The organism is Streptomyces corchorusii (genome assembly GCF_001514055.1).
Classification (GTDB): domain Bacteria; phylum Actinomycetota; class Actinomycetes; order Streptomycetales; family Streptomycetaceae; genus Streptomyces; species Streptomyces olivaceoviridis.
This window is the reverse complement of record NZ_KQ948354.1, coordinates 46,954-73,285: the sequence shown is the minus strand read 5'-3', so window position 1 is coordinate 73,285 and position 26,332 is coordinate 46,954. Positions and strand designations below refer to the sequence as shown.

Sequence of the window (26,332 nt, the reverse complement as noted above, 5' to 3'; positions counted from 1 at the left end):
CCGGCGTGCACCGGGCCCACCCCACCCCCGGAACCAGACCGCCGACACCTCTGAGGAGAACCACATGGCACACCGCACAGTCGAACTGCTCGCCGTCGGCGCGGGTCCGGCGAACCTCGCCCTCGCGGTCGCGCTGGAGGAACTGGCGCCCGACCTCGCGGACCAGGCCCTCGTCGTCGAGCGCGAGGAGAACGTCGTATGGCAGCGGGGCATGCTGCTCCCCGACGCCCTCAGCCAGGTCTCCTTCCTCAAGGACCTGGTCACCATGCGCAACCCGCGCAGCGAGTTCTCGTTCCTCAGCTTCCTGCACGCCCGCGGCCGGCTCGACGCGTTCGTCAACCTCGGCAGCTTCGTGCCGTACCGCAGCGAGATATCCGAGTACCTCCAGTGGGTGGCGGACTCGCTGGAGCGGACGCGGGTGGAGTACGGCCGGACCGTCACCTCGGTCACGCCCGTGCACGGCGCGGACGGCGAGATCGATCGCTGGACCGTCGAGTTGGCGGACGGCGAGACCATCGGCTGCCGCTACCTGGTGATCGGCGCCGGACGGGACGCGCACGTACCCGCCGTGTTCGAGGGGCTCCCGGCCGAGCGGGTCATCCACTCCACCGAGTACACCCAGCGGATCGCCGGCGTGCCGGCCGGCCGGCCGCCGCGGGTCGCCGTGGTCGGCGGGGCGCAGAGCGCGGCCGAGCTGTTCGGCGCGGCCCTGCGGGACCTGCCCGGCTGCCGGCCGACGATGATCATGCGCTCGATCGGTCTGAACGGCTACGAGAGCAGCAAGTTCACCAACGAGCTGTTCTACTCCTCGTTCGTCGACGAGTTCTACGACGCCGAGCCCGAGGCCCGCCGCCAGCTGCTGGCCGAGATGCACCGCTCCAACTACGGCGGTCTGGCCCCGGCCACCCTCGACTCGCTCTACCGGCAGTTCTACCAGGACCGGCGCACCGGCTCCGACCGCCTGGGCATGATCACCATGACCGACATCACGGGCGCCACGACCGACGGCGACGACATCGTGCTGACGCTCACCGACCGCCGCACCTCCGCCACCCGCGAGCTCCGCTGCGACCTGCTGCTCCTCGGCACCGGGTTCGTCCGCGAGATGCCCCGCATGGTGCGCGCGCTCGGCGGCGCGCTCGGCCTCGACGAGATCGCCGTCACCCGCCACTACCGCCTGGAAACGGGCCGTCAGGGTGCCGCCGCCTGCTACCTCCAGGGCGTCAACGAGGCCACCCACGGCATCGCCGACTCCCTGCTCAGCGTCCTCGCCGCACGCTCCGCGGAGATCACCGAGGACATCCTCGCGCACCGCGCCGGCCGGCCGGCCGGCGACCGCGAGCCCGCCCTCGCCGCTGCCTGACCACCGCCGCTTCCCACCCAGCAGAGAGACGACATGCTCATCAAGCACCTCGACCGCGCCGGTCTCACCCACGAGAACGGCCTCGACGCCCAGCGTCTGCTGCCCTGGTCCGAACTGAACGCCCCCTTCGAGGGCTCCTGGTGCGTCATCCGCCCGGGTACCGCGTCCACCGCGCACTCCCACCACGAGTACGAGATCTTCATCGCCCTGCGGGGCGAGGCGTTCCTGGAGGCCGACGGCGAGCGCGTGCCGTTCAGCGCCGGCGACATCGTCCACTTCCCCCCGCACCACGAGCACCGCGTCGTCAACGACTCCGACGCCGACTTCGAGATGTACAGCGTCTGGTGGGACGCCGAGATGTCCGACCGCTTCACCCGCCGTCACGCCCGGGAGGCCTGAGCCATGGACCAGCCGACAGGACAGCGGCGCACGGTCATCATCGGCCCGCCCCCCACCCCCAACGGCGACCTGCACGTCGGCCACATCGCGGGCCCGTACATGGCGGCCGACGTGCACGCCCGCTACCTGCGGGCCACCGGGCAGCCGGTGCTCTACACGACGGGCACGGACGACAGCCAGACGTACGTCGTCTCCAGCGCCGCCAAGCTGGGCACCACCCCGCAGGCCCTGGCCGCGAAGAGCTGGCGGGAGATCCGGGAGACGCTCGGCCTGATGGGCATCTCCGTCGACGGGTTCGCCCCCTTCGACGACGGCTACCGCGCGATGACGCTGGACTTCCTCACCCGGCTGCACGACGCCGGCAAGTTCCGGCTGCGCACGGTGAAGCTGCCGTACGTCGAGGCGACCGGCGAGTTCCTGATGGAGGGCCTGGTCAGCGGCGGCTGCCCGGTGTGCCTGGCGGTCAGCCGGGGCGGTCTGTGCGAGGGCTGCGGGCACCCCAACAACTTCGCCGAGCTGACCGACCCGCGCTCCACCGTCGACCCCGAGGCCGAGGTGACCTACCGGGAGGCGCAGATCCTGGTCCTGCCGCTGGAGGAGTACCGGGAGCAGCTGACCGCCTACCACCGGGCCAAGGAGTCCACCTGGCGCCCGCACATCGTGCAGCTGATGCGCGAGCTGCTGGCCCGCCCGCTGCCGGACTTCCCGATCACCTATCCCACCGGGTGGGGGATCCCGGCGCCGTTCCCCCAGACGCCGGGCCAGGTCGTCAACGCCTGGGCGGAGGGCATGCCGGCCTCCATGTACTGCACGGCCGTGGCGCAGCGCGCGCACGGTGAGCGGCCCGCGTCCGACGACGAGCTGTGGCTGGCCGAGAACGGCATCCGGCTGGTCTACTTCCTCGGCTTCGACAACGCCTACTTCTGGGGACTGACCCACCTGTCGCTGCTGCTCGCCCACGAGGGCCGCTACGTGGTCCCGGACGCGATCGTCAGCAACGAGTTCTACGAGCTGGAGAACGAGAAGTTCTCCACCAGCAAGGGCCATGTGGTGTGGACGCGCGACCTGGTGCGCGAGGTCCCCCGCGACCTCGTCCGCTTCCACCTCGCGCTCACCGCCCCCGAGCACGCCCGCACCAACTTCTCCCGGGCCGCCCTGGAGAAGATCGCCGGCGATCGGCTGGTCGACCCGTGGAACCGGCTGGGCGCCCTGCTCGGCAAGGCGGTCGCCGAACTGGGCCTTGAGGGCCAGGAGCTGCCGGTGTCGCCGGAGGCGAACGCGCGCCGGGCGGCGATGGCCGAGCGGTTCGAGGCCGGCTACCGGCTCACCGGCTACAGCCTCAGCCGCACCGCCGACCTGATCCCGCTGCACACCGAGCGGCTCCTGGGCCGGGCCGAGGCCCTGACGGCCGGGCCGGCCCCGGCCGACCGCACCGCGTCCGCGGCGGAACTGGGGGACCTCTTCGCGGAGCTGCGCACCCTGATCGCCGCGGCCTCGCCGATCCTCATCGACCTCGCCGAACAGGCGCGGGCGGAGGGCGGCTTCGACGGCACGTTCGCCGTCGCGCCCGAGGAGCGGACGACCACGCCGTTCACCGTTCCGGCGCTCGGCCGCACCACCGCCGAGAGCTGAGCGACCGCCGCACGACCGAGAGAAAGAAGGGAGGTGCCCGATGCGCGTCACCGTCGTGGGCGGCGGGGTGATCGCCCTGCTGACCGCCGTGGAGTGCGCCCTGGACGGCCACCGGGTCACGGTGGTCGACCAGGGGCCCATCCCGTACAGCCGGGCCACCTCTTTCGACCAGCACCGGATCATCCGGGCCCTGCACCCGGACGATCCGCCCGCCACCCGGGCCGCGCTGCGCGCGCACCGCCGCTGGCTGGAACTGGAGGAGCTGTTCGCCACCCGCTTCTACGAGCGGGTCGGCGCGCTCACCGTGCTCCCGCCCGCGGCGGCGGACGCGGGCACGGTGCTGCTGGCCGACGCCGGGGGACGCGCGCGCACGCTCACGGCGGGCGCGCTCGCCGACCGCTACCCGCACCTCTCCCTCGGCGGCGCCGCCGGCGCGGTCCTGGAGGACGACGCCGGAGTGCTGCTCGCCGAGCGGGTGCTCTCCGCCTGCGTCGGCTGGCTGAAGTGGCAGCCGGGCGTCGGTCTGCTCGAACACCGGCCCGCGGTCGCGGTGGACGGGGAGAGCGGACGGGTCACGCTCGCCGACGGGCAGGTGCTGGACGGTGACGGTGTGGTGGTCGCCGTGGGGCCGTGGGCGCGCCGCCTGCTGCCCGAGCGGGTGGCGAAGTCGCTCGCCCTGTACCGGCAGTCGTTGCTGTACTGCCGGGTGCCCAGGGGCGCGGCCGAGGCGTGGGCCGCCACCCCGGCCGTGCCCGCCCTGGGCACCCGGCGCGGCGCCTGGCTGATCCCGCCGGTGGCCGGTACGGCGCTCAAGCTCAGCTCGGCCGCCGTCTGCCGCCAGGTCGACGACCTCACCGACAACGCCACGCCCGAGAGGTGGCAGCAGGAGCTGACGGCCGAGTTCGCCGACCTGCTGCCCGGCTTCGGACCGGCCTGGGTGCTCGGCACCAAGGACTGCTACTACCTGTCGCACGCCGAGACCGGCGGCCCCCTCGTGGTCTCCCTCGGCGGCTCGGCCCACGCGTACGCGGCGTGCGGCGGTTCGTCGTTCAAGTTCGCGCCGCTGATCGCCCGCACCCTCGCCGACCGGGTCCTGGGCCGCGTCCCCGACCGAACGGGCCTGGCGGCCCTGGACGCCGACCCCCTCGACGCCCGGCCCTGATCCCTTCCATCCGAGAGGAACCGCCATGAAACTCCTGGCGCTCGAAGCCCGGCAGAACGCCACCTACTACATCTCCCGCTACGAGCAGGTCGTCGGCCTCGGCGCGGACCTGTACGTGCTCAACGGCGAGGGCACCGAGGACTTCTGGCCCGCCGACCGCTACCGCACCGCCGGCTCGCGGTCCATCGAGGCCCTGATCGCGGCGGCCAAGGAGTGGCACGCCGAGGAACACTTCGAGGGCGTGTTCACCTTCTCGGAGTCGGGGGTGCTCGCGGTCGCCGCGGTGGCCGAGGCCCTCGGCCTGCCCGGCATCGGCGTGGAGGCCGCACGCGCCAGCCGGAACAAGCTGCTGATGCGCCAGGCCCACGAGCGCGGCGGCGCCGCCCACCCGCACTTCCGCTTCGTCACCACCGAGGCCGAGGCGCTCGCCGCCGGCCAGGACTTCGGCTACCCGGTGATCGTCAAGCCGACCCTGGGGGCCGCCTCGAACTACGTCTTCCGTGCCGACGACGCGGCCGAACTGCGGGAGCGCTACGCCCAGGCCGCCCAGGGCCTGACCGAGCTGTCCTGGTACGCGATGGAGGCCGACGGACTGGACCTGGGTCCGCACGGGCTGCTGGTGGAGTCCTTCCTCGACGGCGACGAGTTCCTCATCGAGGCCCTCGCCTGGGACGACGAGGTGTACCTCGGCTCCATCGTCGACCGGGTCACCGCCGAGGGCGACACCTTCGACGACGACGTCCACCACGCCCCGACCGCGCTCACCCCGGCCCAGGTCGAGGCCGTGCACGAGGTCGTCACCGCGGGTGCCCGCGCCCAGGGGCTGCGGCGCAGCGTGCTGCACGCCGAGGTCCGCTTCCACGAGGGCCGCCCGCACCTGGTGGAGATCGCCGTACGCCCGGGCGGCGGCGGCCTGGACCACATGGCCCGCATCTCCGCCGGCTACGACCCGATAGCCGCCGTCGCCGACGTGGCCCGCGGGGTCCGCCCGAAGGCCGGCCACTACCGGCCGACCGGGGTCCACACGGCGGCCCTGTGCCTGCTGCCCCCGGCCTCCGGTCGCGTGGCGCACGTACACGTCCCCGACGGCCTGGCCGACCGGGACGACCTGTTCTTCCTCAAAGTCACCGCCAAGCCCGGCGACCTGGTCCGCCGCCCGCCCGCGGGCAACAGCATCCTCGGCTTCCTCGGTGTGACGGGCACGTCGTTCGAGGACGCCATGTCCACCGCCGAGGAACTCGCCGCCCAGGTCCGCGCCGACCTGACCGGCCCGGACGCCTGATCCATCCACCAAGGAGTGCAGACATGCCCGAACGCCCTGTCGTCATGGTGGGCTTCGTGCCCGTGGCGGTGACCTCGCTCGCGCAGTTCCAGCCCGAGGGCTCCGTGATCGTCATCGACGAACCCGATGTGATCCGCAAGCGCGAGCTCGGGCCGAAGGCCGACGAGGCCCCGGTGGTACGGGAGCTGATCGCCTGGGAGTACCAGCTCGAAGGCGCGGCCGACGCCTTCTACAACGCCCACCCCGACCTCGACCCGGCCGCCGTCGCCCCGCTCCAGGAGTACGCCACGCCCTTCGCGGCCCGCCTCGCCGAACGGTACGGGGTGCCCACCGGCGGCTACGGGGCGCTGCGCGTCCTGCGGGACAAGGCCGTGCTGCGCAGGGTCAGCCGGGCCGCCGGCATCCTCAACCCGGAGTCCGTGGAGGTGACCGGTCCGGACGAGGTCCGCGCCTTCATGGCGGAGCACCCCGGGCCGGCCGTGCTGAAGCCGGCCAACCGCCAGGCCGCCCTCGGCACCCGCATCCTCGCCTCCCCCGACGAGATCGACGAGGCCTGGGCGGAGACCACCGCCATGGACGAGGGCGTGATGGTCCCCGACCGCGGGTTCGAGCTCCGCATGCTCGTCGAGCGGTGCGTCCAGGGCCGCGAGTACAGCGTGGAACTGCTCGTGGAGCGCGGCCGTGCGGTGTTCGGCAACGTCACCGGCAAGGAGCTCTACCCCGGCGGCCGGCCGGTGGAGCTGGGCCACCTGGTGCCCGCCGACATCCCCGGCGAACTGGACGCGCTGCTGCGCGCCGAGACCGGGCGGCTGCTGGAGGCCGTCGGGTTCGGCACGGGGATCGCGCACTGCGAGTGGATCGTCGAGAACGGCCGCCCCTACCTGGTGGAGTGCGCCGGCCGCTTCCCCGGCGACGGCATCGTCGACCTGATCGACCGTGCGTACCGCGTCGACCTCGTCCGCGCCTTCTGGACCCTCATGAAGGGCGAACCGCTGACCGCTCCGCTCCCGGAGAAGGCCCCCGGCGCCGCCGCCATCCGCTTCCTGCACACCGGGGCCGGGGTCGTGGAGGATGTCTCGGGGCTCGACGAGGCGCGCGCGCTGCCCGGCGTCCAGGCGTGCTCGGTGACCGTGGAGCCGGGTGCCGAGGTGCGGGAGCTGCGCAGCTCGTGGGACCGTGTCGGCTCGGTCGTCACCGAGGCGGAGAACGGGGCCGAGGCGGTCGCCGCCGCCCGGCGGGCCCTGGACACGGTCCAGATCAAGGTCCGCCCCGCGCAGGACCGACCGGCGTAGGTTCCACGACAGAAGGAGAGACATGGCCACCGTCGAGGACGTGCGGCGCCTGGCGGTCGCGTTACCGCGCACCGAGGAGCACCTGATCCGGGACCGGGTGAAGTTCCGTGTCGGCCGGATCGTCTACCTGGCGCTGTCCCGTGACGAGACCACGCTGGGCTTCGCGTTCCCCAAGGAGGAGCGCGCGGCCCTGGTGGCCTCGGAACCGGAGAAGTTCTCGCTGCCCCGGACCTCCGACCTGCGCTACAACTGGGCCCAGGCGGCGCTCGCCGCGCTCAGCCTGCCCGAGCTGACGGAACTGGTCACCGACGCCTGGCGCATGTGCGTCCCCGCGAAGGTGGCCCGCGCCCACCTCGGACCCGACCCCGCGCCGCCCCCGCCCCCGGCCCCGACGCTGGCCGAACTGCGCCTGTCCGCCCAGGTGTTCGCCGCCTACCCAGGCGTCGACCGCAGCTGGCTGGAGCTGCGCGGGCCGGCCGCTCCCGCCCTCGACCTCGGCGACCCGGCCGGCCGCACGGCCCTGCACCGCTGGCTCAACACCTGGGGGTGCAGGCTCCCCTACCCGCGGGAGGGCGAACCGTACCCGCTCGGGGAGGGGCTGGCCGCGTGGACGGAGAGCCACCCCCTGCCCGACACACCGCTGCCCGACCTGACCGACCCCGAGATCGACACCGTGGCCACCGCGTACGGGGAACTCGCCCGGCTTCCGGTCAGATGCGGGCCCCGGCCCCGGTCCCTCGGCCCGACGGCCGCCGCGAAGGCGCTCTACGCGCTGCGCCCGCACACCGTCATGCCGTGGGACGCGGCCATCGCCACCGAGCTGTACGGCGCCCGGGACGGCGCCGCCTTCGCCCGCCACCTGCGCACCGGCAGGGCCTGGGCACGGGCCGCCCTCGCCGAGAGCGGACTGAGCGCCGACGCGCTCGTCGCCGACCTCGGCCGGCCCGCCGTCACGCTCGCCAAGGTCCTCGACGAACACCTGTACGTGACCATCACCCGCCGCGCGGCGGGCTGACCGTACGCCCGAGTCGTCCGAATACCGCCCCCGTTCCGCCCCCCCGTGCAACGATCCGTCGCGATCGTCACCCGAACCGCGGCACAGAGCTGTGCCGACCACGAAAGGCACTGAAGAACCATGACAGTTGACCAGAGCACCCAGGACAAGGCGCGGCGGCTGCGCGCGCTCGGCTCCGAGTCCGTCCTCGTGCTGCCCAACGCCTGGGACGCGGGCAGTGCCGCCGTGATGGCCGCCGCCGGCGCCCAGGCGATCGCCACGACCAGCGGTGGTGTCGCCTGGTCCCTCGGCAAGGGCGACGGCGAGCAGGCCGACCGGGACGAGATGCTCGCGGCTGCCGCGCGCATCGCCGCCGTGGTCGACGTCCCGGTCACCGTGGACATCGAGGGCGGCTACGGCGCCGCCCCGGACGAGGTGGCGAAGACGGTCACCGCGGTGGTCGCCGCGGGTGCGGTGGGCATCAACCTGGAGGACTCCAAGGCCCCCGGCGGCCCGCTGTTCACCCCCGAGGAGCAGGCGGAGCGGATCGCGGCGGCGCGCGCCGCCGCGACCGAGGCCGGGCTGCCCGAGCTGGTCGTCAACGCCCGCACGGACGTGTACCTGTTCGGCATCGGCGAGGAGTCCGGCCGTCTTCAGGACGTGCTGACCCGCGCCGCCGCCTACGAGCGGGCGGGCGCCGACGGCATCTTCGTGCCCGGCCTGCTGGACCTGGCCGTCCTCGGCGAGCTGACCGCCCGCTCCCCGCTGCCGGTGAACGCCATGGCCGGCCCCGGCGGACCCGGCGTGGCCGAGCTGGCCAAGGCCGGGGTGCGCCGCGTCAGCGTCGGCACCGCGGTCGCCCAGGCCGCGTACACGGCGGCCCGCCGCGCCACCCTGGAACTCCTCGGCTCCGGCACCTACGAGGAACTGGCCGACTCGCTGGACTTCTTCCAGATGAACGGTCTCTTCAGCGCCTGAGCGCGGCGGGGGGCCGGTGCCGGCCGCACCGGCCCCCCGCGCGGAACGCTCAGCCCCTGCGCGTCCAGCGCGCGACGACCTGGTCCAGCACGTCGAGCGGCAGCGCGCCGCCGCCGAGCACCAGGTCGTGGAAGGCGCGTATGTCGAAGGCCGGCCCCAGTTCCCGGGCCGCGCGCGTGCGCAACCGCTGGATCTCCAGCCGGCCGGTCATGTACGACAGCGCCTGGCCGGGCCACTCGATGTAGCGGTCGGTCTCGTTCTGGACCTCCGTCTCGGACAGCACCGTGTGCTCCCGCAAGTACGCCACCGCCTGCTCGCGCGTCCAGCCGAAGTGGTGCAGCCCGGTGTCGACGACCAGGCGGGCGGCGCGCAGCGAGTCCATCGCCAGCATCCCCAACCGGGCCAGCGGGCCCGAGTACAGCCCCATCTCGTCGGCGAGCCGCTCCGCGTACAGCCCCCAGCCCTCGATGTAGGCGTTGATCCAGGCGATCCGGCGCAGCCGCGGCAGCCCGGTCAGCTCCTGGGCGAGGGAGAGCTGGACGTGGTGGCCGGGCACGGCCTCGTGGAAGGCGGTGGCCTCGGCGAGCACCCGCGAACGCTCCGCGGGCCGCTCGGTGTTGGCGTGGTACGTTCCCGGCCGCGAACCGTCCAGCGCGGCCGGCATGTACCAGGCCAGGGGCGCGCCCGGCGCCTCGGTGCCCTCCAGCGCACAGGGCAGGGCGGGCAGCCGCCCGAAGCGCCGGGGAGCGGCCAGCTCGGCCCGGGCGATCGCCGTACGGGCGGCGGCGAGCATCTCCTGCGCGCCGCTCCACCGCAGCCGGGGGTCCGTGCGCAGCCGCTCCCGCACCTCGGCCGGGGTCGGCGCGCCGCCGAAGGCCTGTGCTCCGACGGGCACGTACTCCCGCTCGATGTGGGCGAGCAGCTCCACCCCGGTGTCGTGCAGCTCCTTGGGCGAGCGGCCGGTGGTGGTGTGGACGCGGGCCAGGGTGGCGTAGTGCTCCTCCCCGTCGGGCAGGTGGCACAGTCCCGGGCGCTCCGGGGACCGCCCCGGGGAGGCGAGGTCCGTGCGCAGTGCCTCGCGGTAGGCGGCGAAGGCCGGGCGCACCCGCTCGTCGACCAGCCGGTCCCGTTCGGCGTGGTGACGGGTGCGCAGCGGCACCGCGCGCAGCGGGTCCCCGGCGGGGTCGGCGAGGTAGGCGTCGAGCCGGGCCACCGCCGTGCGGACCCGCTCGGCGACGGGCAGCCGTCCCGCCCGCAGGCCCTCGCGGTGCCGCTCGGCCGCCTTCGCCAGGTACTCGGGCACCGCCGCCAGCCGTTCCAGATGACCCCGTTCCTGTTCCTCGTCCGCCGGGCGCACCGCGGGCAGGGAGCCCAGCAGCCGGCCGAGGGGGGAGTTCTGGTAGTCGGCGACGGTGTGCTCGACCAGCCGTGTCCCCAGCCGGTCGGCGACCGCCCGCGCCTGCTGCACCACCACGGCCCGGGTCACCTCCTCGGCGGCGTCCGCGACCGGCGCGCGGGCGGCCCGCTCGGCCAGCCGCGCCGCCTCACCGGCCAGGGCCTCCTGCGCCTGCCACGACGGGTCGGCGAGCCGTCCGAGCGTCTCCGGGCACCCTTCGAGCGCGTCGTCCAGCGGGTCCTCGGCGGCGATCAGGCCGACGGCCTCCTCGGCGAGGCGGGCGACGGGGGTGGGAGTGGTCATGCTGGGGTCTCCTGTGTCATGGCGGGGAAGGGTCGTGCGGCGCCCGGTGCGGGCCGGTCGCCGTGCGGACGGTGCCAGACGGGCTCCGGGCCGTCCGCCGTGGCAGCCGCCCGGGCCAGCGCGAACTGCCGCACCAGCGGCGGCAGTCCGTACTGACCGGGGACGTCGGTGCGCTCCAGCAGCCCGCTGTCGACCACGGCTTCGAGGACGTCCTCCACCGGTTCCACCGGTTCTTGCGGCGGCTCCGGCGCGTGCGCGAGGGCGGTGGACGGGGTGCGGATCACCCCGTCCACGCAAGGCGCCGCCCCCGTCGCCGCGAACCGGTGCAGCAGGAGCCGGGCCGGGGGCGTGAGACGGCGGTAGGCGTCTTCGTAGCGCTCGGTGAGGCTCTCGTCGCCCACCCGCAGCCGGCCGGACAGCCCGTCGGCGGCGAGGAGTTCGGCGACCGCCTCGGAGAGGAAGGCCTCCGGGCGCGCGGCCAGACGCCGGCCGGCGAGGGTGAGGGCGAGCGGCAGGTCGCCGCACGCCTCCGCGAGCAGCAGACCCGCCCGCGGGGCGGCGGCCAGCCGTTCCGTGCCGACGATCCCCGCGAGCAGGTCCATCGACCCGTCCCGGCCCAGGACGGGCAGCGCCAGCCGCCGTACCCCGTCCAGGCCGAGCAGCCGGGAGCGCGCGGTGACCACGATCCTGCTGTGGGGCGCGGCCACGAGCAGGTCACGCACCTGGCGTTCCTGGAGCGTGCCGTCGAACACGACCAGCAGGCGCCGCTCGTACAGCACCGAGCGGTACAGCCCGATGCGCTGCGCGGGATCGTCCGGGATGAGCTCGGGGGCGATGCCGAGGGACCGCAGCATCCCGCCCGCGATGCCCGGGGCGTCCTTGCGCCCGTCGGCGGCTGCGCCGAGGCTGACGTACAACTGCCCGTCCGGCAGGTCCGCGGCCAGCTCGTGGGCCAGCCGCAGCGCGAGCGCGGACTTGCCCACTCCGGTCGGTCCGTGGATGACCAGCGGCGGGACGGGGCCGGCACCCGCCGCCGTCAGCGCGCGTGCCTCACCCAGCTCCCGGGCCCGGCCGGCCAGCGGACGCGGTTCCATCGGGAGCTGGGCCGGTACGGGCAGCACTGCCCGTACCGCGGCGGCCCGCAGCCGCGGTTCCGGTGCCTGCTGCGCCGGCTTGACGGCCGGCCCCGGCCCGTCGCCCGCCCGGCCCGCCGCCGCCCGCCAGCGCCGCTCCCAGACCGCCCGGTCCCCGCCGCAGGCCTCGGCGAAAGCGAGGGCCACCTGGAGGGTGGGCAGCCGGTGACCGGCCGCGGCGTCCGAGAGCACCGAGGCCGAGAACAGCGCACGCCTCGCCAGCTCCCGGTAGCTGGGGGAGCCCGCCGCGGCCCGGAGCCGGCGCAGCTCCAGGGCGAAGGCGGTGGCCGGTCCGGCGTCCGGCGCCAGCGGTTTCTCCGGTCTGCCCACGCTCATGCTCCTTGCGATGGTCGGGGGCGGTGTGCCACGGGTTCGCCGCGCGCCCCGCCCTCTCCTGCCTGCCCTCGCAGGGTCCGGCCGGCCGTTCCCGATCCCTTCCCCGAGCGGTACCGCACGGTCCCGGAGCCGGCCGGACGGTCCCGGAGCCGGCCGGCCGGGGCGGCCCGTGGCGGCCGTGGCGGCCCCGGACGGAAGGCCGTGCACGGCACGGGGTCTTCGCGCCGCCAGGCGTTATGCTTCCGTGGGTTTGGGGGCCCGCCGGGTGAACCGGGGGCACGGGGGGTTGGGGAGCCGATGGCGGCCGAGCGGGTGCGGAACGGTGTGACGAACGCCGTGGGCGGTGCGGCTGCCGAGTCCCGCCGAGTCCTGCCGGTTCGCCGTGCCCGCCGGGCGTGGGGCCCGGCCGGTGCCCGCGCGTACCGGACGAGGACGGCGCACGCCCCGTCCCGTGTGCTGTCCGGTCCGCTGGGAGATCCGTCGGGCGGGGACCGACGGCGCCTCGGCGGTGCCCTTCGGGAGCGCGTTCCGGCACTGCCGCCGGTGTCCGCGCGCCTGGTCGCGCCGCCCCGGCCGGCCGGGGCGGCGCGGGAGGACGGAATCAAGGGGGAGAAGCTTGCTGGGACAACATGCCGAAGACCGGCTGCGCTTCAACGTGCTGGGGCCGCTGGAGGTCTGGGCGGGGGAAACCCGGCTGAGACTCGGCGGACTGGTCCAGGAGCGGGTGCTCGCCACCCTGCTGCTTGAGCCGGGCAGACTCGTTCCCGTCTCCCGGCTCGTCGAGGCGGCGTGGGAGGAGGAGCCTCCGGCCACCGCGTCCCACCAGGTCCGCAAGGCGGTGGCCGACCTGCGCCGCCGCATACCCGGCGGGAGCCAGGTCGTCCTCACCGACGGCCCCGGCTACCGCGTCGCCGTCCTTGAGGACCAGCTCGACCTGACCGAGTTCACCGTCCTGGTCCGCCGGGCCCGGGCCGCGGCCGAACAGGACCACGCGGCCCAGGCGGTCGAGGCGCTGCGGACCGCCCTGGAACTGTGGCGCGGACCTGTCCTCTCCGATGTCGCCGGCCCGGTGATCTCCGCCGCCGCCGCCGCGCTGGACGAGCGCCGCCTCGCCGCCGCGGAGCAGCTCTTCGAGCTGTGCCTCGGCCTCGGCCAGGCCGCCGAACTCGTCGCCGACCTGCGCGACCTGACGGCGAAGTACCCGCTGCGGGAGAACCTGCGCCGCCAGCTGATGCTCGCGCTGTACCGCTCCAGCCGGCAGGCGGAGGCACTGGAGGAGTACGCCCGGGTCCGGGACCTGCTGGTGGAGGAGCTGGGCATCGACCCGGGCCAGCAACTCACCCAGGTCTACGAGGGGATCCTCCGGGAGAGCCCCGACCTGGCCGCCCCGGAGCCGCCCGCGTCCCCCGCGCCGGCCGCGCCGGCGCCGGCCCAGGCACCGTGCACCCTGCCCTGCGACCTGGCCGACTTCTCCGGCCGCGACCGTGAACAGCGCGAGCTGCTCGACTGCGCCCAGCGGTCCGTCACCTCCGCCCCCGGGATCGTCGCCATAGACGGCATGGGCGGCTGCGGCAAGACGGCCCTGGCCGTCCGCGTCGCGCACCGGCTGGCCGACGACTACCCCGATGGCCGGCTCTACATCAACCTGCGCGGCTACACACCGGGCGAGCAGCCCGTGACCTCGGCGGCGGCCCTCGCCACCCTGCTGCGCGCGCTCGGCGTCCCCGGCGACCAGATCCCCGACGACCTGGAGGGCCGCACCGCCGCCTGGCGGGCCGCGCTGACGGGCCGGCGGCTGCTCCTGCTGCTCGACAACGCGGTCGACGCGGCCGATGTCCGCCTCCTCATGCCCCCGTCGCCGGGCTGCCTGGTCCTGGTGACGAGCCGCAGCCGGCTGCTGGACCTCGACGGGGCGCACTGGACCTCGCTCGACGTCATGTCCGGCGACGACAGCGTGCTGCTGGTGTCGAAGACGCTCGGCGCCGAGCGGGTCGCGGCGGAGCCCGAGGCGTCGGCCGAGCTGGCCCGGCTCTGCGGCCATCTGCCCCTCGCCCTGCGGATCGCCACCGCCCGGCTGCGCAACCGGCCGCGCTGGACGGTCGGTTACCTGGTGGACCGGCTGTGCGACGAGACGCGCCGGCTCGACGAACTGAGCCTGGGCGAACGGAGCGTGGCGGCCACCCTGCGCCTGTCGTACCAGACGATGGCGGCGGAGTCCCGCGTCGCCTTCCGGCTGCTGGCGCTGCACCCCGGCTCCGACATCGACGTCCACTCGGCCGCGGCCCTCCTGGGCACGGACACCCGTGACGCCGAGGACATCCTGGAGCACATGCTCGACGTCCACCTGCTCCAGCAGCCGGACGTGGGCCTGTACGCCTTCCACGACCTCGTGCGCAGCTTCGCGCTCAGCCTGCGCGGACCGGCCACGGAAGAGGAGGACCACGCCGCGGTCGGGCGGCTGCTCGCCTACTACCTCACGGCCACCGAGCGGGCCTGCGACGTCCTCTTCCCCGGGCGGCGCCGCCGTCCGACCGGTCTGCCGGCCACCGGGGCGGAGCTGCCGGACCTCGGTGACGCCCACCGGGCCCTGACCTGGTTCACGCGGGAGCACACCGCGCTCAGCGGCGCCGTCGCCCTGGCCCGGACGCATGGCCACGACCGCCACGCGGTGTGGCTGACCCGCGACGTGGTCTTCTACCTCAACGCCCGCGGCCACATCAGCGAGTTCCGCGACCTGAGCCGCAGCGCGGTCGAGGTCGCCCGCCGGCTCGGCGATCTGGTGCTGCTCGCGGTGAGCCTGTCCAACCTGGGGGTCGCCTGCTGGAAGCTGGGCCGCTTCGAGGAGGGCGTCGAAGTGGCCCGGGAGGCGCTGGAGGTGGCCACCGAGCTCGGTGACCGGGACACCGAGGCCCACTCGGAGTCCACCCTCGGCCTGCTCAACAGCGTGCTCGGCCGTTTCGACGAGGCCCTGCCGCACCTGGTCCGGGCCGTCGACCTCGGCCGGGAGCTGGGGAACGCGCGCTCGGAGTCCGAGAGCCTGACCATTCTCAGCACCCTGTACGAGCAGTGGGGCCGGTATCCGGAGGCGGCGGAGGCGGCACGGCGGGCCGTCGAACTCGACCGGCGCCTCGGCAACCGCGAGAACGAGATCGTGTCCGTCACCGACCTCGCCCTCGCGCTGCTGGGCCTGAAGGAGTACACCGAGGCCCAGCAGTGCCTCGAACGGGCCCGGCGCATCGGCGACCAGACCCACGACCCCGGCAACGTCGGCGTGCTGCTCGCCCTGTCGGCCGACGTCCAGCACCGCCTGGGCGACACGGCCGACGCGGCGCGCCTCGCGGACCAGGCCCTGGAACTCGTCCGGTCGAGCGTGGTGCCGATCCGGCAGGTGAAGACCGAGAACATACTCGGCCGGCTGTGCACCCGGCAGGGCGATCCCGCCAAGGCGCTGCACCTGCACACCAGTGCCCTGAAGACCGCTTCGGGCATCGGTTACCGGATCGAGGAGGCCCACGCTCTGGCCGGCCTGGCGCGGGCCTGCGAGGCCCTCGGCGACCACGCGGCGGCCCGGCAGCACGCCGGGGCCGCCGCCGGGCTCTTCGACACGATGGGCGTACCCGAGATCGGCCGGAGCCGCTGAGACGCCGCGGCATGCGGCTCCCGCACCGGGCCCCCGCGCGGGAGGCGGCGGTCAGCCCGCGGAGGACGCGGTGATGACGGTCGGGCCCTGGTTCTCGGCGGTCACATGGTGCCCGGCCGGCCGGTCGGCCGCCGCGTTGTGCTGGGCCGCCGCGCCCAGCCCGAACACCAGCGCCATCGCGACCACCCCGAACAGACCCGCCAGCTTGTCACGCATCGTCTTGTCCCCCTTGTGATGTCCCGTTCTCGACACCACTGATGCTGCTGGGAGCCGTTCCCGGACCGTTCCTCCCGCGATACCGGGAACCACGGCCCCCACGGGAACGGCTCCCCGCCCGGCTACGGCTACGGCTACGGCTACGGCTACGGCTTCGGCGGGGCGGGGACCAGTCCGGTGCACGCCACGACCCGCGGGCCCTCCGCGAGCAGGACCACCGACGTGCGGACCGTCCCCGAGCTGTGTCCGGCCATGTCCAGCAGGGCCCGTACCACCGAACGGAGTTCGACCTGTTCGTCCGGGGTGGCCAGCGACGGCTCCGCGCTGCCGCGCCGCCGGGCGTCCACGGCGACGACCTGGTGCATGCCGCTCTCGGTGACCGTGGTGATCAGGAACTCGGTGCCCTCCGGCAGTGCCCGCGTCCCCCGGGCCCCCAGACTGCCGACGCGGGCGAGTTCCTGGTTGATGCGGTGCAGGACCGAGTCGTCGGCCGGGCTGTACTCCGGACGCTTCACGGCATCCTCCTTCTCCAGACGTGTGTCCCCGTCAGAATTCCGGCACCCGGGCCCGTTCACCTCCCACGCCGTTCCCGTCCGGGTCCCGCTCGCCGTGCGCCGTCGGAGGGAGGACCGGTGCCGCCTCACCGAGCGGGGGACGGCACCGGGTACGGCGCCGGTTCCGTCACCCAGCCCGCCGCCAGCACCAGGCGGGACTCGCGGTGGGTGGCCAGGAACGCGAAGGGACGGTCGAAGGCGACGCGGACGACCGTCGTCTCGTACCGGTACTGCGGGACCCCGCCGGCCGGCACCGGCATGACCGCCGTCACCGCCGCCGCCCGGAAGCCGAGCGCGCCGAACTGGGCCACGGCCGACTGGCGGGCCTCCCCGACGGCCAACGGGTAAGGGCTCACCCCCGGGAAGTGGCCGGCCGCGGTGTCCGCCGCCGCGCCGAGGCCGAACAGACCGGGCAGGGCGAGCAGATCGTGGTCCGCCCGTACCTCGTACGCCACCGTCGTCACGTCCAGCGTCGTCGGCTGCGGCGCGGTCGCCGGCTGCTGCTCCACGTGCAGGCCGGGGCCGACGTGCCCGTGCGGCAGCGCGCCGCCCCCGGTCAGCGGCAGCCCGCGCTCCACGACCGCGACCCCGGCCGCCAGCACCTGACCGGGCGTCATCCGCTCCTCGCCCAGCACCAGATGCACATCGACACCGTTGTCCCCGGGGACCGTCAGCGCGGTGACGAAGCCGTCCGGCGTGCCCGCCACCCCCACCCGGTCCGGCCGCACGCTGCGCCGGTGCAGGCCGCGCAGGGTACGGCCCTGCCAGGGGCCGGAGCCGGGCCGCAGCGGCTGCTCCGTGAACGGCTGCCGCCACTCGGTGCGCAGGGCGAGGGCGGTGGCCAGCACCATCCGCGCCTCCCGGGTCAGCGTCACCGGCATGCGCTCGACCAGCCCGCCGGTCCGCTCGGCCGCCCAGGCGTCCAGCCGCTCCTGCGCGGTGACGAGGTCGTCCCCGAAGACCCCGTGGGTCCCGGCGGGCAGCCCGGCCCGCCACTCCTCCCGCAGGGCCAGCCCGTGGTGCGTCCACAGGCCGAGCGCCGCGTCCAGACCGGCGACCCCCGCCAGCCCGGCCAGCAACTCCCGCGCGGCACCGGCCGCCTGCTCGGCGGGCACGCCCAGCGCGCCGGCCAGTTCCGCCCGCGCCGGGCCCGCCGCGCCGTCGGCCAGGAAGGCCAGCAGCGGCCACACACCCGGCGCCGAGAACACCGTGCCCTCGCCGTTCAGGGCCTGTGCCCACCGGGCCGTCAGCCCGTTCACACGCCGGACGGTCCCCCCGGCCACCGTGCTCGTCTCCACCCGCATTCCGCCCCCGTTCCGGTCACGCTTACCATGCGGCCAGTCGTACGTCAGTCCAGCCGCCGGCCGGCCGCCGGTCCCCTGTGCCGCCGCCGCCCGATCCAGGAGCACGGTACCGGTGTCCTTCCCCCCGCCTCCCGGCCCCCGCGAGCCGCAAGAGCCGTACCAGCCACCCCGGCCGCGGCCGGCGGAGCCGTACGGCCCGTCGCCGTACCCCCGGCAGCCGGGCGGCTCCCCGGGGTTGCCCGCCTACCAGCCGTGGGCGCAGGGCTACCACCCCCACAACCACCCGGCGCCGGTCAACGGCCTCGCCATCGCCTCCCTGGTGCTCGGGGTGCTGTGCTGCCTGCCCGGGGTGGGGCTGGTGCTCGGGCTGGCCGGGCTGCGCCAGATCCGCCGGCGCGGCGAGCGCGGCACGGGGCTGGCCGTGGGCGGCGCGGCGCTGTCCGGGACCGGGCTGGTGCTGTGGGCGGTGCTGATCGCGACGGGCGGCGCCTCGGCGCTGTGGCACGGGTTCGAGGACGGCGCACGCGGCGGCAGGACGCTCGCGCTGACCGAGGGCGAGTGCTTCGACACGCCGGGGGGCGCGCTGAGCGGCGACACGTACGACGTGCACCGGGTCTCCTGCGCCGGCGCGCACGACGGCGAGGTGTTCGCTACCGTCACGCTCCCCGGCGGCTCCTACCCCGGGGACGACGCGGTCGGCGACACCGCCGACGAGCGCTGCTGGAGCCTCCAGGACGGCTACGCGATGGACGGCTGGGCGGTCCCGCGGGACGTCGACGTGTACTACCTGACACCGACCGAGGACGGCTGGGCCGCCGGGGACCGCGAGATCACCTGCGTGTTCGGCAACACCGCCGAGGGCGAGGACCTGACCGGGTCGCTGCGCAACGACGAGACCGTCCTCGACCCCGACCAGGTCGCCTACCTGAAGGCCGCGCACGTCCTCAACGCCGCCCTGGACACCGCTCCCGACGCGGAGTACGTCGAGGACGACCTGCCGGGGCACAGGGCCTGGGCGGGCCGGGTGTCGGCCGCGCTGGGCGAACAGGCCCGGATGCTGCGCGCCCACGACTGGCCCGCCCGTGCCCGCGGGCCCGTGGCCGCGCTCGCCGCCGACCTGGACAAGGCGCGCGCGCAGTGGGCGAAGGCCGCGCGGGCCGGGGACGCGGACGCCTTCTACGAGCACTACGACACCGGCTTCGACCTCATCGACCCGTCCCTGGGGGTCCCCGCGCGCAGGGCCCTGGGGCTCGCCACCACCGTGCCGGCCGACGACGACGGATCCGACGCCAGCGTCCAGGTGTGAGAGCGCGCCTATACGGGGCAGAAAGCGCCTGGGTAAAGCCCTCCCCGCGCCTTTGTCATCACATCGAGTGATTCTCTGGCCTTTGCTTGCACGGCTCAACCCACGGTTGCCAGGCTGTAGCTGTCTGTACAACCTGATGGGAGCGGCCAGTGGCTTTCGGTGAGCAGCCGGCGTACCTGCGTGTCGCGGGTGATCTCCGCAAGAAGATCGTCGACGGTTCGCTGCCGCCCCATACCCGCCTCCCCTCGCAGGCCCGCATCCGCGAGGAGTACGGCGTCTCGGACACGGTCGCGCTGGAGGCCCGCAAGGTGCTGATGGCCGAGGGCCTGGTCGAGGGCCGCTCCGGCTCGGGGACGTACGTGCGCGAGCGGCCCGTGCCCCGGCGGGTCGCCCGCTCCGGATACCGCCCGGCCGGCGGCGCCACCCCGTTCCGGCAGGAGCAGGCCGACGCCACGGTGCGCGGCACCTGGGAGTCCAGCAGCGCGCAGACCGAGGCCGGCGCGGCCATCGCCGAGCGGCTCGCGATCCAGACCGGCGACCGGGTCATGCGCACCAAGTACCTGTTCCGGGAGGCCGGCGAGCCGATGATGCTCTCCACCTCCTGGGAACCCCTCGCCGTCACCGGCCGCACCCCGGTGATGCTGCCCGAGGAGGGGCCGCTCGGCGGGATGGGCGTGGTCGAGCGCATGCGGGCCATCGACGTCATCGTGGACAACGTCACCGAGGAGGTCGGCGCCCGCCCCGGCCTCGCCGAGGAACTGCATCTGCTCGGCGGTGTCCCCGGACACGTGGTCCTGGTCGTGCAGCGCACCTACTTCGCCTCCGGGCGTCCGGTGGAGACCGCCGACCTGGTCATCCCGGCCGACCGCTACCGGGTCGCCTACCACCTGCCGGTGAAGTGAACGCCCCCGTCCGGGCGGCCCACCCCGCGCCCCTTCGCGTGAGGTAGCGCACACCCCGGTGCGCCGCCCGGGCCGTCACGGGCGCCGTCCCGCCCCCGCCGAGGCCGCCCGGGGCGCAGCAATCCGGCCGTTCTCGCAGGTGGTCCGGGGTGCCTTCGGCACGCCCCCGACCCAGGACGGCCGCGTTCCCGACGGCGCGTTCGGTCCCGTGCGCCCCCGGCGTTCTGGCTCGATGCGTACCTCTTTGTGAAAAGCCGTATTCGCAGCGTGAAGGTTGGGCGTACGCTCGGGCATATGCGGATTGCGGTTTCCTTATACGGGGCCCGGCGGGGGCCCGGGCCCGGGGGAGGGCGGGGCGGTGCGAGAAGGAGCGCGGGCGGTGGGGGCCATGAGTGAGGGCACGGTGTCCCTGCCCTGGATCGTGATACGGCAGGACGACAACGGCAATCGCTACCGCGTCGGCCGGTACGCGACCCGCGCGGAGGCGCAGAAGATCGCCGACAGCCTCGACGACCGGGGGCACAAACAGCTCTACTGGGTCGAGCGCATCGGGCAGAACGGGGACGGCACGCAGAACTGACCGGTCGCGTGCTCCCGTAGGCTCCGCTCCATGACGCGTACGACCCCCGAGGCGGAACGGATCGTGGTGGTGGGAGCCGCCCTGTTCGACGGCGGCAGGCTGCTGGCCGCGCGTCGCAGCGCGCCCGCCGACCTGGCCGGGCGCTGGGAGCTGCCCGGCGGCAAGGTCGAGGCGGGGGAGCGGCCCGAGGACGCGCTGGTGCGTGAGCTGCGCGAGGAACTGGGCGTCGACGCCGAACCGGTCGACCGCGTGCCCGGCGCATGGCCGCTGCGGACGCCGTACGTCCTCCAGGTGTGGACCGCCCGCCTGCGCCCCGGCTCGCCCCTGCCCCGGCCCCTCCAGGACCACGACGAGCTGCGCTGGCTGACGCCGGACCGGATCTGGGAGGTCGACTGGCTCGACCAGGACGTCCCGGCGGTCCGGGAGGTGGCGGCCGCGATCGGGCGCCGCGCGTAGGTGCACGGCCCCGAGCGGAGCGCGCCCGTTCGTGCCACAGTGCGCCCTCTCACGCGGTACTGCGACCCGGATATCGGGTATGTGCCCATTAACCCCATGAAAGCGGACATGGGTGGGCTCGCTGGCCTGGGAAGTGATCGGCGTGATCGACACCGATGGCGACTGCGCCGAGTGGACGTTTCCCGCGGAACCGGGCGCCGTGCGCAGCGCCCGCGCGGCCGTCCGGTCCCAGCTGCACGGCTGGCACCTCGACTGCGTCGCCGACCTCGCCGCGCTGCTGGTCAGTGAGCTGGTCACCAACTCGCTGCGGCATGCCACCGGCCCCATCGGCGTACGGCTCGTCCGCCCCGCCGGGCTCGACCGCACGCTGCGCGTCGAGGTCTCCGACCCGCTCCCCGACCTGCCGCGCGAACGCGTCGCCCACCCCGAGGACGAGAGCGGACGCGGCCTCCAACTGGTCGCCGGCTCCTCACTCGACTGGGGAACCCGGCCCGGCGCGAGCGGAAAGACCGTCTGGTTCGAACTGGCGGTGCCCGGGTGACGGCACGGCACGCGCAGGGCACGGGGGTGTACGGCCGACAGCGTGCCGTCCCTCGTGCGCGCCGGGGGCGCACGTGGTCCCGCGGTGTGTGATTCGGTGGTGTGTTCCCTGGTTAGAAGAGTGGAAGTGTTGTCACGGACCGGTCCAAAAAGCACCTGGACCGAGCTGTGATCGTGAACACCGTGTCGTGCGGCGCCGTAGTGCTGGATACTGCGGGCAGCCGCCCCCGGTGACCGGTGCCGGACGCGGTGAGCTGGAGGGGACGGTTCGCGTGAGCGAGATACCAGCGAAGGCCACGGAGTCCGAGGACCCGTCGGACGGCGCGAGGAGGCAGGCCGTGGAGGCCGCCGCGGCACCCGGTGACGCCATGTGGCAGAGCAGTCCGCCCGGTTCCATCTACGACTACATCAAGGTCGCGTCCTTCTCCATCAGTCCCGGCGGGCTGGTCGACCAGTGGAGCCTGCGCGCCGAGCAGCTCTTCGGCATCCCCGCCGCACGCGCCGTCGGCATGGACCCCATAGAGGCCTTCATCGATCCCGACCTGCGCGAGCGCGGCCAGCGGAAGATGGCCGAAATCCTCGACGGGCGGGAGTGGACCGGAGTGGTGCCGTTCCGGATGCCGGACCGGCCGGACGGCACCCGCGGCGAAGAGGGCCTGGCCGAGGTGTACGTCATGCCGACGCGCACCGCCGAGGGCGACAAGGCCGCCGTCTGCATCGTCGTGGACGTCCGCACGCTGCGCAGCATCGAGACCGACCTCGCCGCCTCGCAGGCAATTTTCGGTCAATCCCCTTTCGGATTCCTGCTGATCGACACGGACCTGCGGGTGCGCCGTGTCAACATGCGGTTCGCCTCCGTCTTCGGCGGCACCCCGGACGCCCACCGGGGCAAGGGAGTTCACGACTACCTGCCGCGCGGTGAGGCCGAGCGGGTCTCGGCCACGCTGCGGCGGGTGCTGGAGAGCGGCGAGTCCATCACCGACATGCACGTCACCGGCTTCGTCCCGGGCTCCGAGGAACGCCGGCACTGGTCGGTCAACCTCTACCGCGTGCACAGCGGCAGCGGCCGGCCCATCGGCGTCGCCTGGCTCGGCACCGACATCACCTCCCGTCGCGCCGCCGCCCGGGAGGCCGCCGCCGCCCGGCGCAACCTCGCCCTGCTCAACGAGGCCGGCGCCCGCATAGGGAACTCCCTCGACCTGGAGACCACGGCCCGCGAACTCCTCGACGTCGTCGTCCCCGGCTTCTGCGACCTCGCCACCGTCGACCTCTACCAGGGCCTGCTGACCGGCGACGAGACCCCTCCCGGCCTCGCCGACGGCAGCGCCGAACTGCGCCGCGTCGCCTTCGCCAGCGCCGTCTCCGGTGCGCCCTTCGGCAGTTCCGGGAAACGCGTCGAGGTCGGCGCGGTGCACCACTTCCCGTTCACCTCGCCCTGCGCGGACGCCCTGCGCACCGCCCGCCCGCAGCGCGTGCCCGCCGAGGAGGGCGGTCTCGTGCAGTCCACGCTGGCGGTGCCGATGGTCGCCCACGACACGGTCGTGGGACTGGCGCAGTTCGCCCGGACGAAGGGCAGCGAGCCGTTCGGCGACCGCGACCGGGACCTCGCGGTCGAACTGGCCGCACGGGCCGCCGTCTGCATCGACAACGCACGCCTGTACCGCCGGGAACACGAACGGGCGTTGATACTGCAACGCTCCCTGCTCCCACCCGGCGACCCCGAGGCGTCCGGCCTGGACATCGCCTGCCGCTATCTGCCCGGCAACGCGGCGACGGAGGTGGGCGGCGACTGGTTCGACGTCATCGAACTGCCCGGTCACCGCACGGCGTTGGTGGTCGGGGACGTCATGGGCCGGGGCCTCAGGGCGGCGGTGGCGATGGGTGAACTGCGCACCGCCGTCCGCACGCTGGCCCTGCTGGACCTGGAACCGGCGGAAGTGCTCTCGGCGCTGGACGAGATCGCGCGGGGCCTCGGCACGCCGGGCGGCGTCCAGCAGGCGACCCGTACGGCCCGTCAGCCCCGGGACGCGGACCTCTCCGAGGTGTACCTCGCGACCTGCGTGTACGCCGTGTACGACTCCGTCACCAGACGCTGTACGTTCGCCAACGCCGGGCATCTGCCGCCCGTGCTGGTCGAGCCCGGCGAGACGGCGCTGATGCTCGACGTGCCGCCCGGCATGCCGCTGGGCGTGGGCGGCGAGCCGTTCGAGGAGGTCGAGGTCGAACTCCCCGAGGGCGCGCTGCTCGCGCTCTACACGGACGGCCTGGTCGAATCCCGCGACCACCCGCTGGACGAGGGGCTCCAGGCCTTCATCGGCGCGCTCACCGACCCCTGCCGGCCCCTGGAGGACGTCTGCGACCACGTCCTCAACACCCTCGACACCCACCACGGCGAGGACGACATCGCCCTGCTGATGGCCCGCGTGCAGGGGCTGCCCGCCGAATCCGTCGGCGACTGGACGCTGCCGCGCGAGCCGCGCAGTGTGGGCCGGGCCCGGGAGTACGCCCGCGGACAGCTGCTCTCCTGGGATCTGGAGCCGCTGGTCGACACGACGGAACTGCTGGTCAGCGAGCTGGTGACGAACGCGTTGCGGTACGGCGAGGGGGACATCAGGCTACGGCTCCTCCTGGACCGCACCCTGGTCTGCGAGGTCTGGGACTCCGGCCTGGTCCAGCCCCGGCGCCGACGGGCCCGGGACACCGACGAGGGCGGACGCGGGCTCCAGCTGGTCGGGCTGCTCAGCGCGGCCTGGGGCTCGCGGCGGACGCCCCGCGGCAAGACGGTCTGGTTCGAGTTGCCGCTGCCCGGCGGAGAGGGCGGCCTCACCGACCCGGCAGAGGCGCTGCTGAGCCTGTTCTGACCCCAGCCGCCTGAAGGAGGCAGCAGCCGCCGGTGCCGGTGTGGGGCGTCCTTGGACGGCGGCCCTACCTGTGCAGCCGGGAGCGGGTCTGTGGGCCGCCGAACGCGGGCGGGGGACCGCCGTCCGGGTCCTCTCCGAGGAGGATGCCGCCCAGCACCGCACCGGCGGGGCCGGTCGCGTCCCCCTCGGTGCCGTGGGCCCGGACATCCCGGTCGGCCAGCCTCCGCGCCTCCCCGGCCACGACGTCGGCCCACCCCGCGCTGCCCGCGCCCAGCTCGCGAGCCGCCTCCGCCAGCCGGGCCCGGGCCTCCGCACCCACCGCCCCCCGGTGCACCCCGACGAACTCCTCCGCCCCGGCGACCGAACTGCGCGCCACGAGCAGCGCCGCCGCGCCCAGCACCCCCGACCGCACCCCCGTCAGACGCTCGACGGCCCGAGTGATCCGGCGCAGCGCGTCCAGCGGGTCGTACGGCCCACCGGTCAGCTCCTCACGGACCACCGCCAGGACCCCGTCGACGTGGGCCGACCGGGCAGCCGGTTCCCCCGGGGCTGGCGAGCCCCGCCCGCTCTCCCGCCTTACCTCCGCCGGCCGGGCCTCCGGCTCACCCGGTGCCGGCGCGGTGCGCCGGGCCGCCGCCAGCTCCGCCTCCGCGCCGGTCAGCGCGGCCGGTACCAGTCCGGCCGCCTCCCGTACCTGGGCCGCGAGCCGCTCCACCCCGCCCACCAGCACCCCCGCCTGGGCCACCGCGCCCTCGCCCGCGCGCAACTGCCACGCGGCCCGCCGTGTCTCGCCCACGTCGGCGGCCTGCCGGGCCTCGTTCAGCCGGGCGCCGGCGAACACCAGCCGGTCCTTGGCCTGTTCGACGTACCCGGTGACGGACCCGGCGACCGAGCGCGCGTACCGCTCCCGCAGCGCCGCCAGGGTCCTCTGCGCGGCCATCGCCCGCGCCGCCAGCTCCCGGAACCGCTCCTCGGCCACCTCCAGCGCCGCGCGCATCCCCTCCCCGTCCGCCGTGAGGTCCCGCAACCGGTCCAGCGCCTCCGCCTGCGCGTCCAGCCGGCGTCCGGCCTCCGCGCAGCGGCCGATCACCCCGGCCAGTGCCTGACGCCGGGCGCCCGCCTCCTGGGGGACGCCCTCCTCGTACCGCCGCCAGACGGCGAACGCCGCCGACAACTCGGTCCCGGCGGCCCGCAGCGCGTGCGTGAACGGCTCGGTCCGCTGCTCCCCGAACCGTTCCCGCACGAAGGACAGTTCCTCCCGGCTGGTCCGTACGCAGTCGTCGGCCAGCCGCAGTGCCGCCCGGGCCTGGCGTTCGGAGGCGGCCGGGGCGGGCACGGGCGGATGTGCCGAGACGGTCCCCGGGGTCGTCCGGGTCCGGGCCCGGCGGGTGCGCCGCAGCCAGCCGAATCCGGCCAGGGCCACGGCCGCGACCCCGGCGACGAGCGGCAGTACGAGGTCGGCGGCCGACGTGCCGGCCTGCGATGACGCGGCGGCGCTCGCCACCGCGCCGGCGGGCGCCACGGGAACCGGATCACGGGTATCGACCGTCATCACCGGCAACACCAGCCACCCGGCCCCCACCAGGGCGCCCAGCACGGCATGCGCCACCCGCGCCCGTATGTGCGCGGTGGCCCGCCGGGGCCGGCCCCGGAACAGGGAGGACGTCACATTTCGGAGCGTATGGGCCGCTAGACGGCTCCGC

At 74.8% G+C, this 26,332-nt stretch carries 21 protein-coding genes; 15 read left to right on the top strand and 6 right to left on the bottom strand.

Features of this window, described 5'->3' with window-relative positions:
* The first annotated feature begins 64 nt into the window (after positions 1-64).
* From AQJ11_RS10330 to AQJ11_RS10295, 8 genes are all read left to right on the top strand, one after another.
* Complete coding sequence (locus tag AQJ11_RS10330; protein WP_014674740.1) at positions 65-1,363, top strand: lysine N(6)-hydroxylase/L-ornithine N(5)-oxygenase family protein; 1,299 nt, start codon at positions 65-67, stop codon at positions 1,361-1,363.
* A 33-nt stretch (positions 1,364-1,396) separates the two neighbouring features.
* On the top strand, positions 1,397-1,762 hold the full coding sequence (locus AQJ11_RS10325) for a cupin domain-containing protein (RefSeq protein ID WP_014674741.1): 366 nt from the start codon (positions 1,397-1,399) through the stop codon (positions 1,760-1,762).
* A gap of 3 nt (positions 1,763-1,765) precedes the next feature.
* Positions 1,766-3,394, top strand: coding sequence for a class I tRNA ligase family protein (locus tag AQJ11_RS10320; RefSeq protein WP_059262808.1), 1,629 nt, complete (start codon positions 1,766-1,768; stop codon positions 3,392-3,394).
* Between the two features lie 40 nt (positions 3,395-3,434).
* The gene (locus AQJ11_RS10315) at positions 3,435-4,556 is read left to right on the top strand and encodes an NAD(P)/FAD-dependent oxidoreductase (RefSeq protein ID WP_059262805.1); all 1,122 of its coding nucleotides are present in this window, start codon (positions 3,435-3,437) and stop codon (positions 4,554-4,556) included.
* Positions 4,557-4,581: 25 nt separating this feature from the next.
* Positions 4,582-5,838, top strand: coding sequence for an ATP-grasp domain-containing protein (locus AQJ11_RS10310; protein ID WP_058081764.1), 1,257 nt, complete (start codon positions 4,582-4,584; stop codon positions 5,836-5,838).
* A 23-nt stretch (positions 5,839-5,861) separates the two neighbouring features.
* The gene (locus tag AQJ11_RS10305; RefSeq protein ID WP_059262803.1) at positions 5,862-7,130 is read left to right on the top strand and encodes an ATP-grasp domain-containing protein; all 1,269 of its coding nucleotides are present in this window, start codon (positions 5,862-5,864) and stop codon (positions 7,128-7,130) included.
* 22 nt (positions 7,131-7,152) lie between these two features.
* On the top strand, positions 7,153-8,145 hold the full coding sequence (locus AQJ11_RS10300; protein ID WP_059262801.1) for an MmcQ/YjbR family DNA-binding protein: 993 nt from the start codon (positions 7,153-7,155) through the stop codon (positions 8,143-8,145).
* A 120-nt stretch (positions 8,146-8,265) separates the two neighbouring features.
* Entirely contained in the window at positions 8,266-9,102 is an 837-nt protein-coding gene (locus tag AQJ11_RS10295) for an isocitrate lyase/PEP mutase family protein (RefSeq protein WP_014674747.1), read from the top strand.
* A 49-nt stretch (positions 9,103-9,151) separates the two neighbouring features.
* On the opposite strand, the gene AQJ11_RS10290 is transcribed toward AQJ11_RS10295, so the two are convergent.
* Both AQJ11_RS10290 and AQJ11_RS10285 read right to left on the bottom strand, forming a co-directional pair.
* The gene (locus AQJ11_RS10290; RefSeq protein WP_059262799.1) at positions 9,152-10,801 is read right to left on the bottom strand and encodes a DUF885 domain-containing protein; all 1,650 of its coding nucleotides are present in this window, start codon (positions 10,799-10,801) and stop codon (positions 9,152-9,154) included.
* Positions 10,798-12,270 carry an NB-ARC domain-containing protein gene (locus AQJ11_RS10285; protein WP_244218185.1) on the bottom strand — a complete coding sequence of 491 codons (1,473 nt, stop codon included), beginning with the start codon at positions 12,268-12,270 and terminating at the stop codon, positions 10,798-10,800. Before AQJ11_RS10285 ends, AQJ11_RS10290 begins: the two co-directional genes overlap by 4 nt.
* Positions 12,271-12,886: 616 nt before the next feature.
* On the opposite strand from AQJ11_RS10285, the gene AQJ11_RS10280 reads away from it, so the two are divergent.
* Entirely contained in the window at positions 12,887-15,910 is a 3,024-nt protein-coding gene (locus tag AQJ11_RS10280; RefSeq protein ID WP_341846277.1) for an AfsR/SARP family transcriptional regulator, read from the top strand.
* A gap of 51 nt (positions 15,911-15,961) precedes the next feature.
* Here AQJ11_RS10280 and AQJ11_RS49760 read toward each other — a convergent pair whose 3' ends face one another.
* The 3 genes from AQJ11_RS49760 to AQJ11_RS10270 form a co-directional block, all read right to left on the bottom strand.
* A complete protein-coding gene (locus AQJ11_RS49760) occupies positions 15,962-16,126 on the bottom strand; it encodes a hypothetical protein (RefSeq protein WP_167360854.1) in 165 nt (54 codons plus the stop codon).
* Positions 16,127-16,272: 146 nt separating this feature from the next.
* Positions 16,273-16,641, bottom strand: a complete 369-nt coding sequence (locus AQJ11_RS10275; RefSeq protein ID WP_014674753.1) for a hypothetical protein — start codon at positions 16,639-16,641, stop codon at positions 16,273-16,275.
* Between the two features lie 125 nt (positions 16,642-16,766).
* Complete coding sequence (locus AQJ11_RS10270; RefSeq protein WP_059262796.1) at positions 16,767-17,984, bottom strand: serpin family protein; 1,218 nt, start codon at positions 17,982-17,984, stop codon at positions 16,767-16,769.
* Between the two features lie 235 nt (positions 17,985-18,219).
* On the opposite strand from AQJ11_RS10270, the gene AQJ11_RS10265 reads away from it, so the two are divergent.
* From AQJ11_RS10265 to AQJ11_RS10240, 6 genes are all read left to right on the top strand, one after another.
* Positions 18,220-19,290, top strand: a complete 1,071-nt coding sequence (locus AQJ11_RS10265; protein ID WP_059263076.1) for a DUF4190 domain-containing protein — start codon at positions 18,220-18,222, stop codon at positions 19,288-19,290.
* 149 nt (positions 19,291-19,439) lie between these two features.
* Positions 19,440-20,192 (top strand): GntR family transcriptional regulator, encoded by a 753-nt coding sequence (locus AQJ11_RS10260; protein WP_058081771.1) that lies wholly within the window; start codon positions 19,440-19,442, stop codon positions 20,190-20,192.
* A 388-nt stretch (positions 20,193-20,580) separates the two neighbouring features.
* Positions 20,581-20,772 (top strand): SPOR domain-containing protein, encoded by a 192-nt coding sequence (locus AQJ11_RS10255; RefSeq protein WP_030649874.1) that lies wholly within the window; start codon positions 20,581-20,583, stop codon positions 20,770-20,772.
* A 30-nt stretch (positions 20,773-20,802) separates the two neighbouring features.
* A complete protein-coding gene (locus tag AQJ11_RS10250; protein WP_014674758.1) occupies positions 20,803-21,228 on the top strand; it encodes a (deoxy)nucleoside triphosphate pyrophosphohydrolase in 426 nt (141 codons plus the stop codon).
* 112 nt (positions 21,229-21,340) lie between these two features.
* Positions 21,341-21,769: an ATP-binding protein gene (locus AQJ11_RS10245; RefSeq protein WP_014674759.1), complete on the top strand. Its 429-nt coding sequence runs from the start codon at positions 21,341-21,343 to the stop codon at positions 21,767-21,769.
* Between the two features lie 271 nt (positions 21,770-22,040).
* Entirely contained in the window at positions 22,041-24,629 is a 2,589-nt protein-coding gene (locus AQJ11_RS10240; protein WP_014674760.1) for a SpoIIE family protein phosphatase, read from the top strand.
* Positions 24,630-24,693: 64 nt separating this feature from the next.
* Here AQJ11_RS10240 and AQJ11_RS10235 read toward each other — a convergent pair whose 3' ends face one another.
* Positions 24,694-26,298, bottom strand: a complete 1,605-nt coding sequence (locus AQJ11_RS10235; RefSeq protein WP_059262795.1) for a hypothetical protein — start codon at positions 26,296-26,298, stop codon at positions 24,694-24,696.
* Positions 26,299-26,332 lie beyond the last annotated feature (34 nt).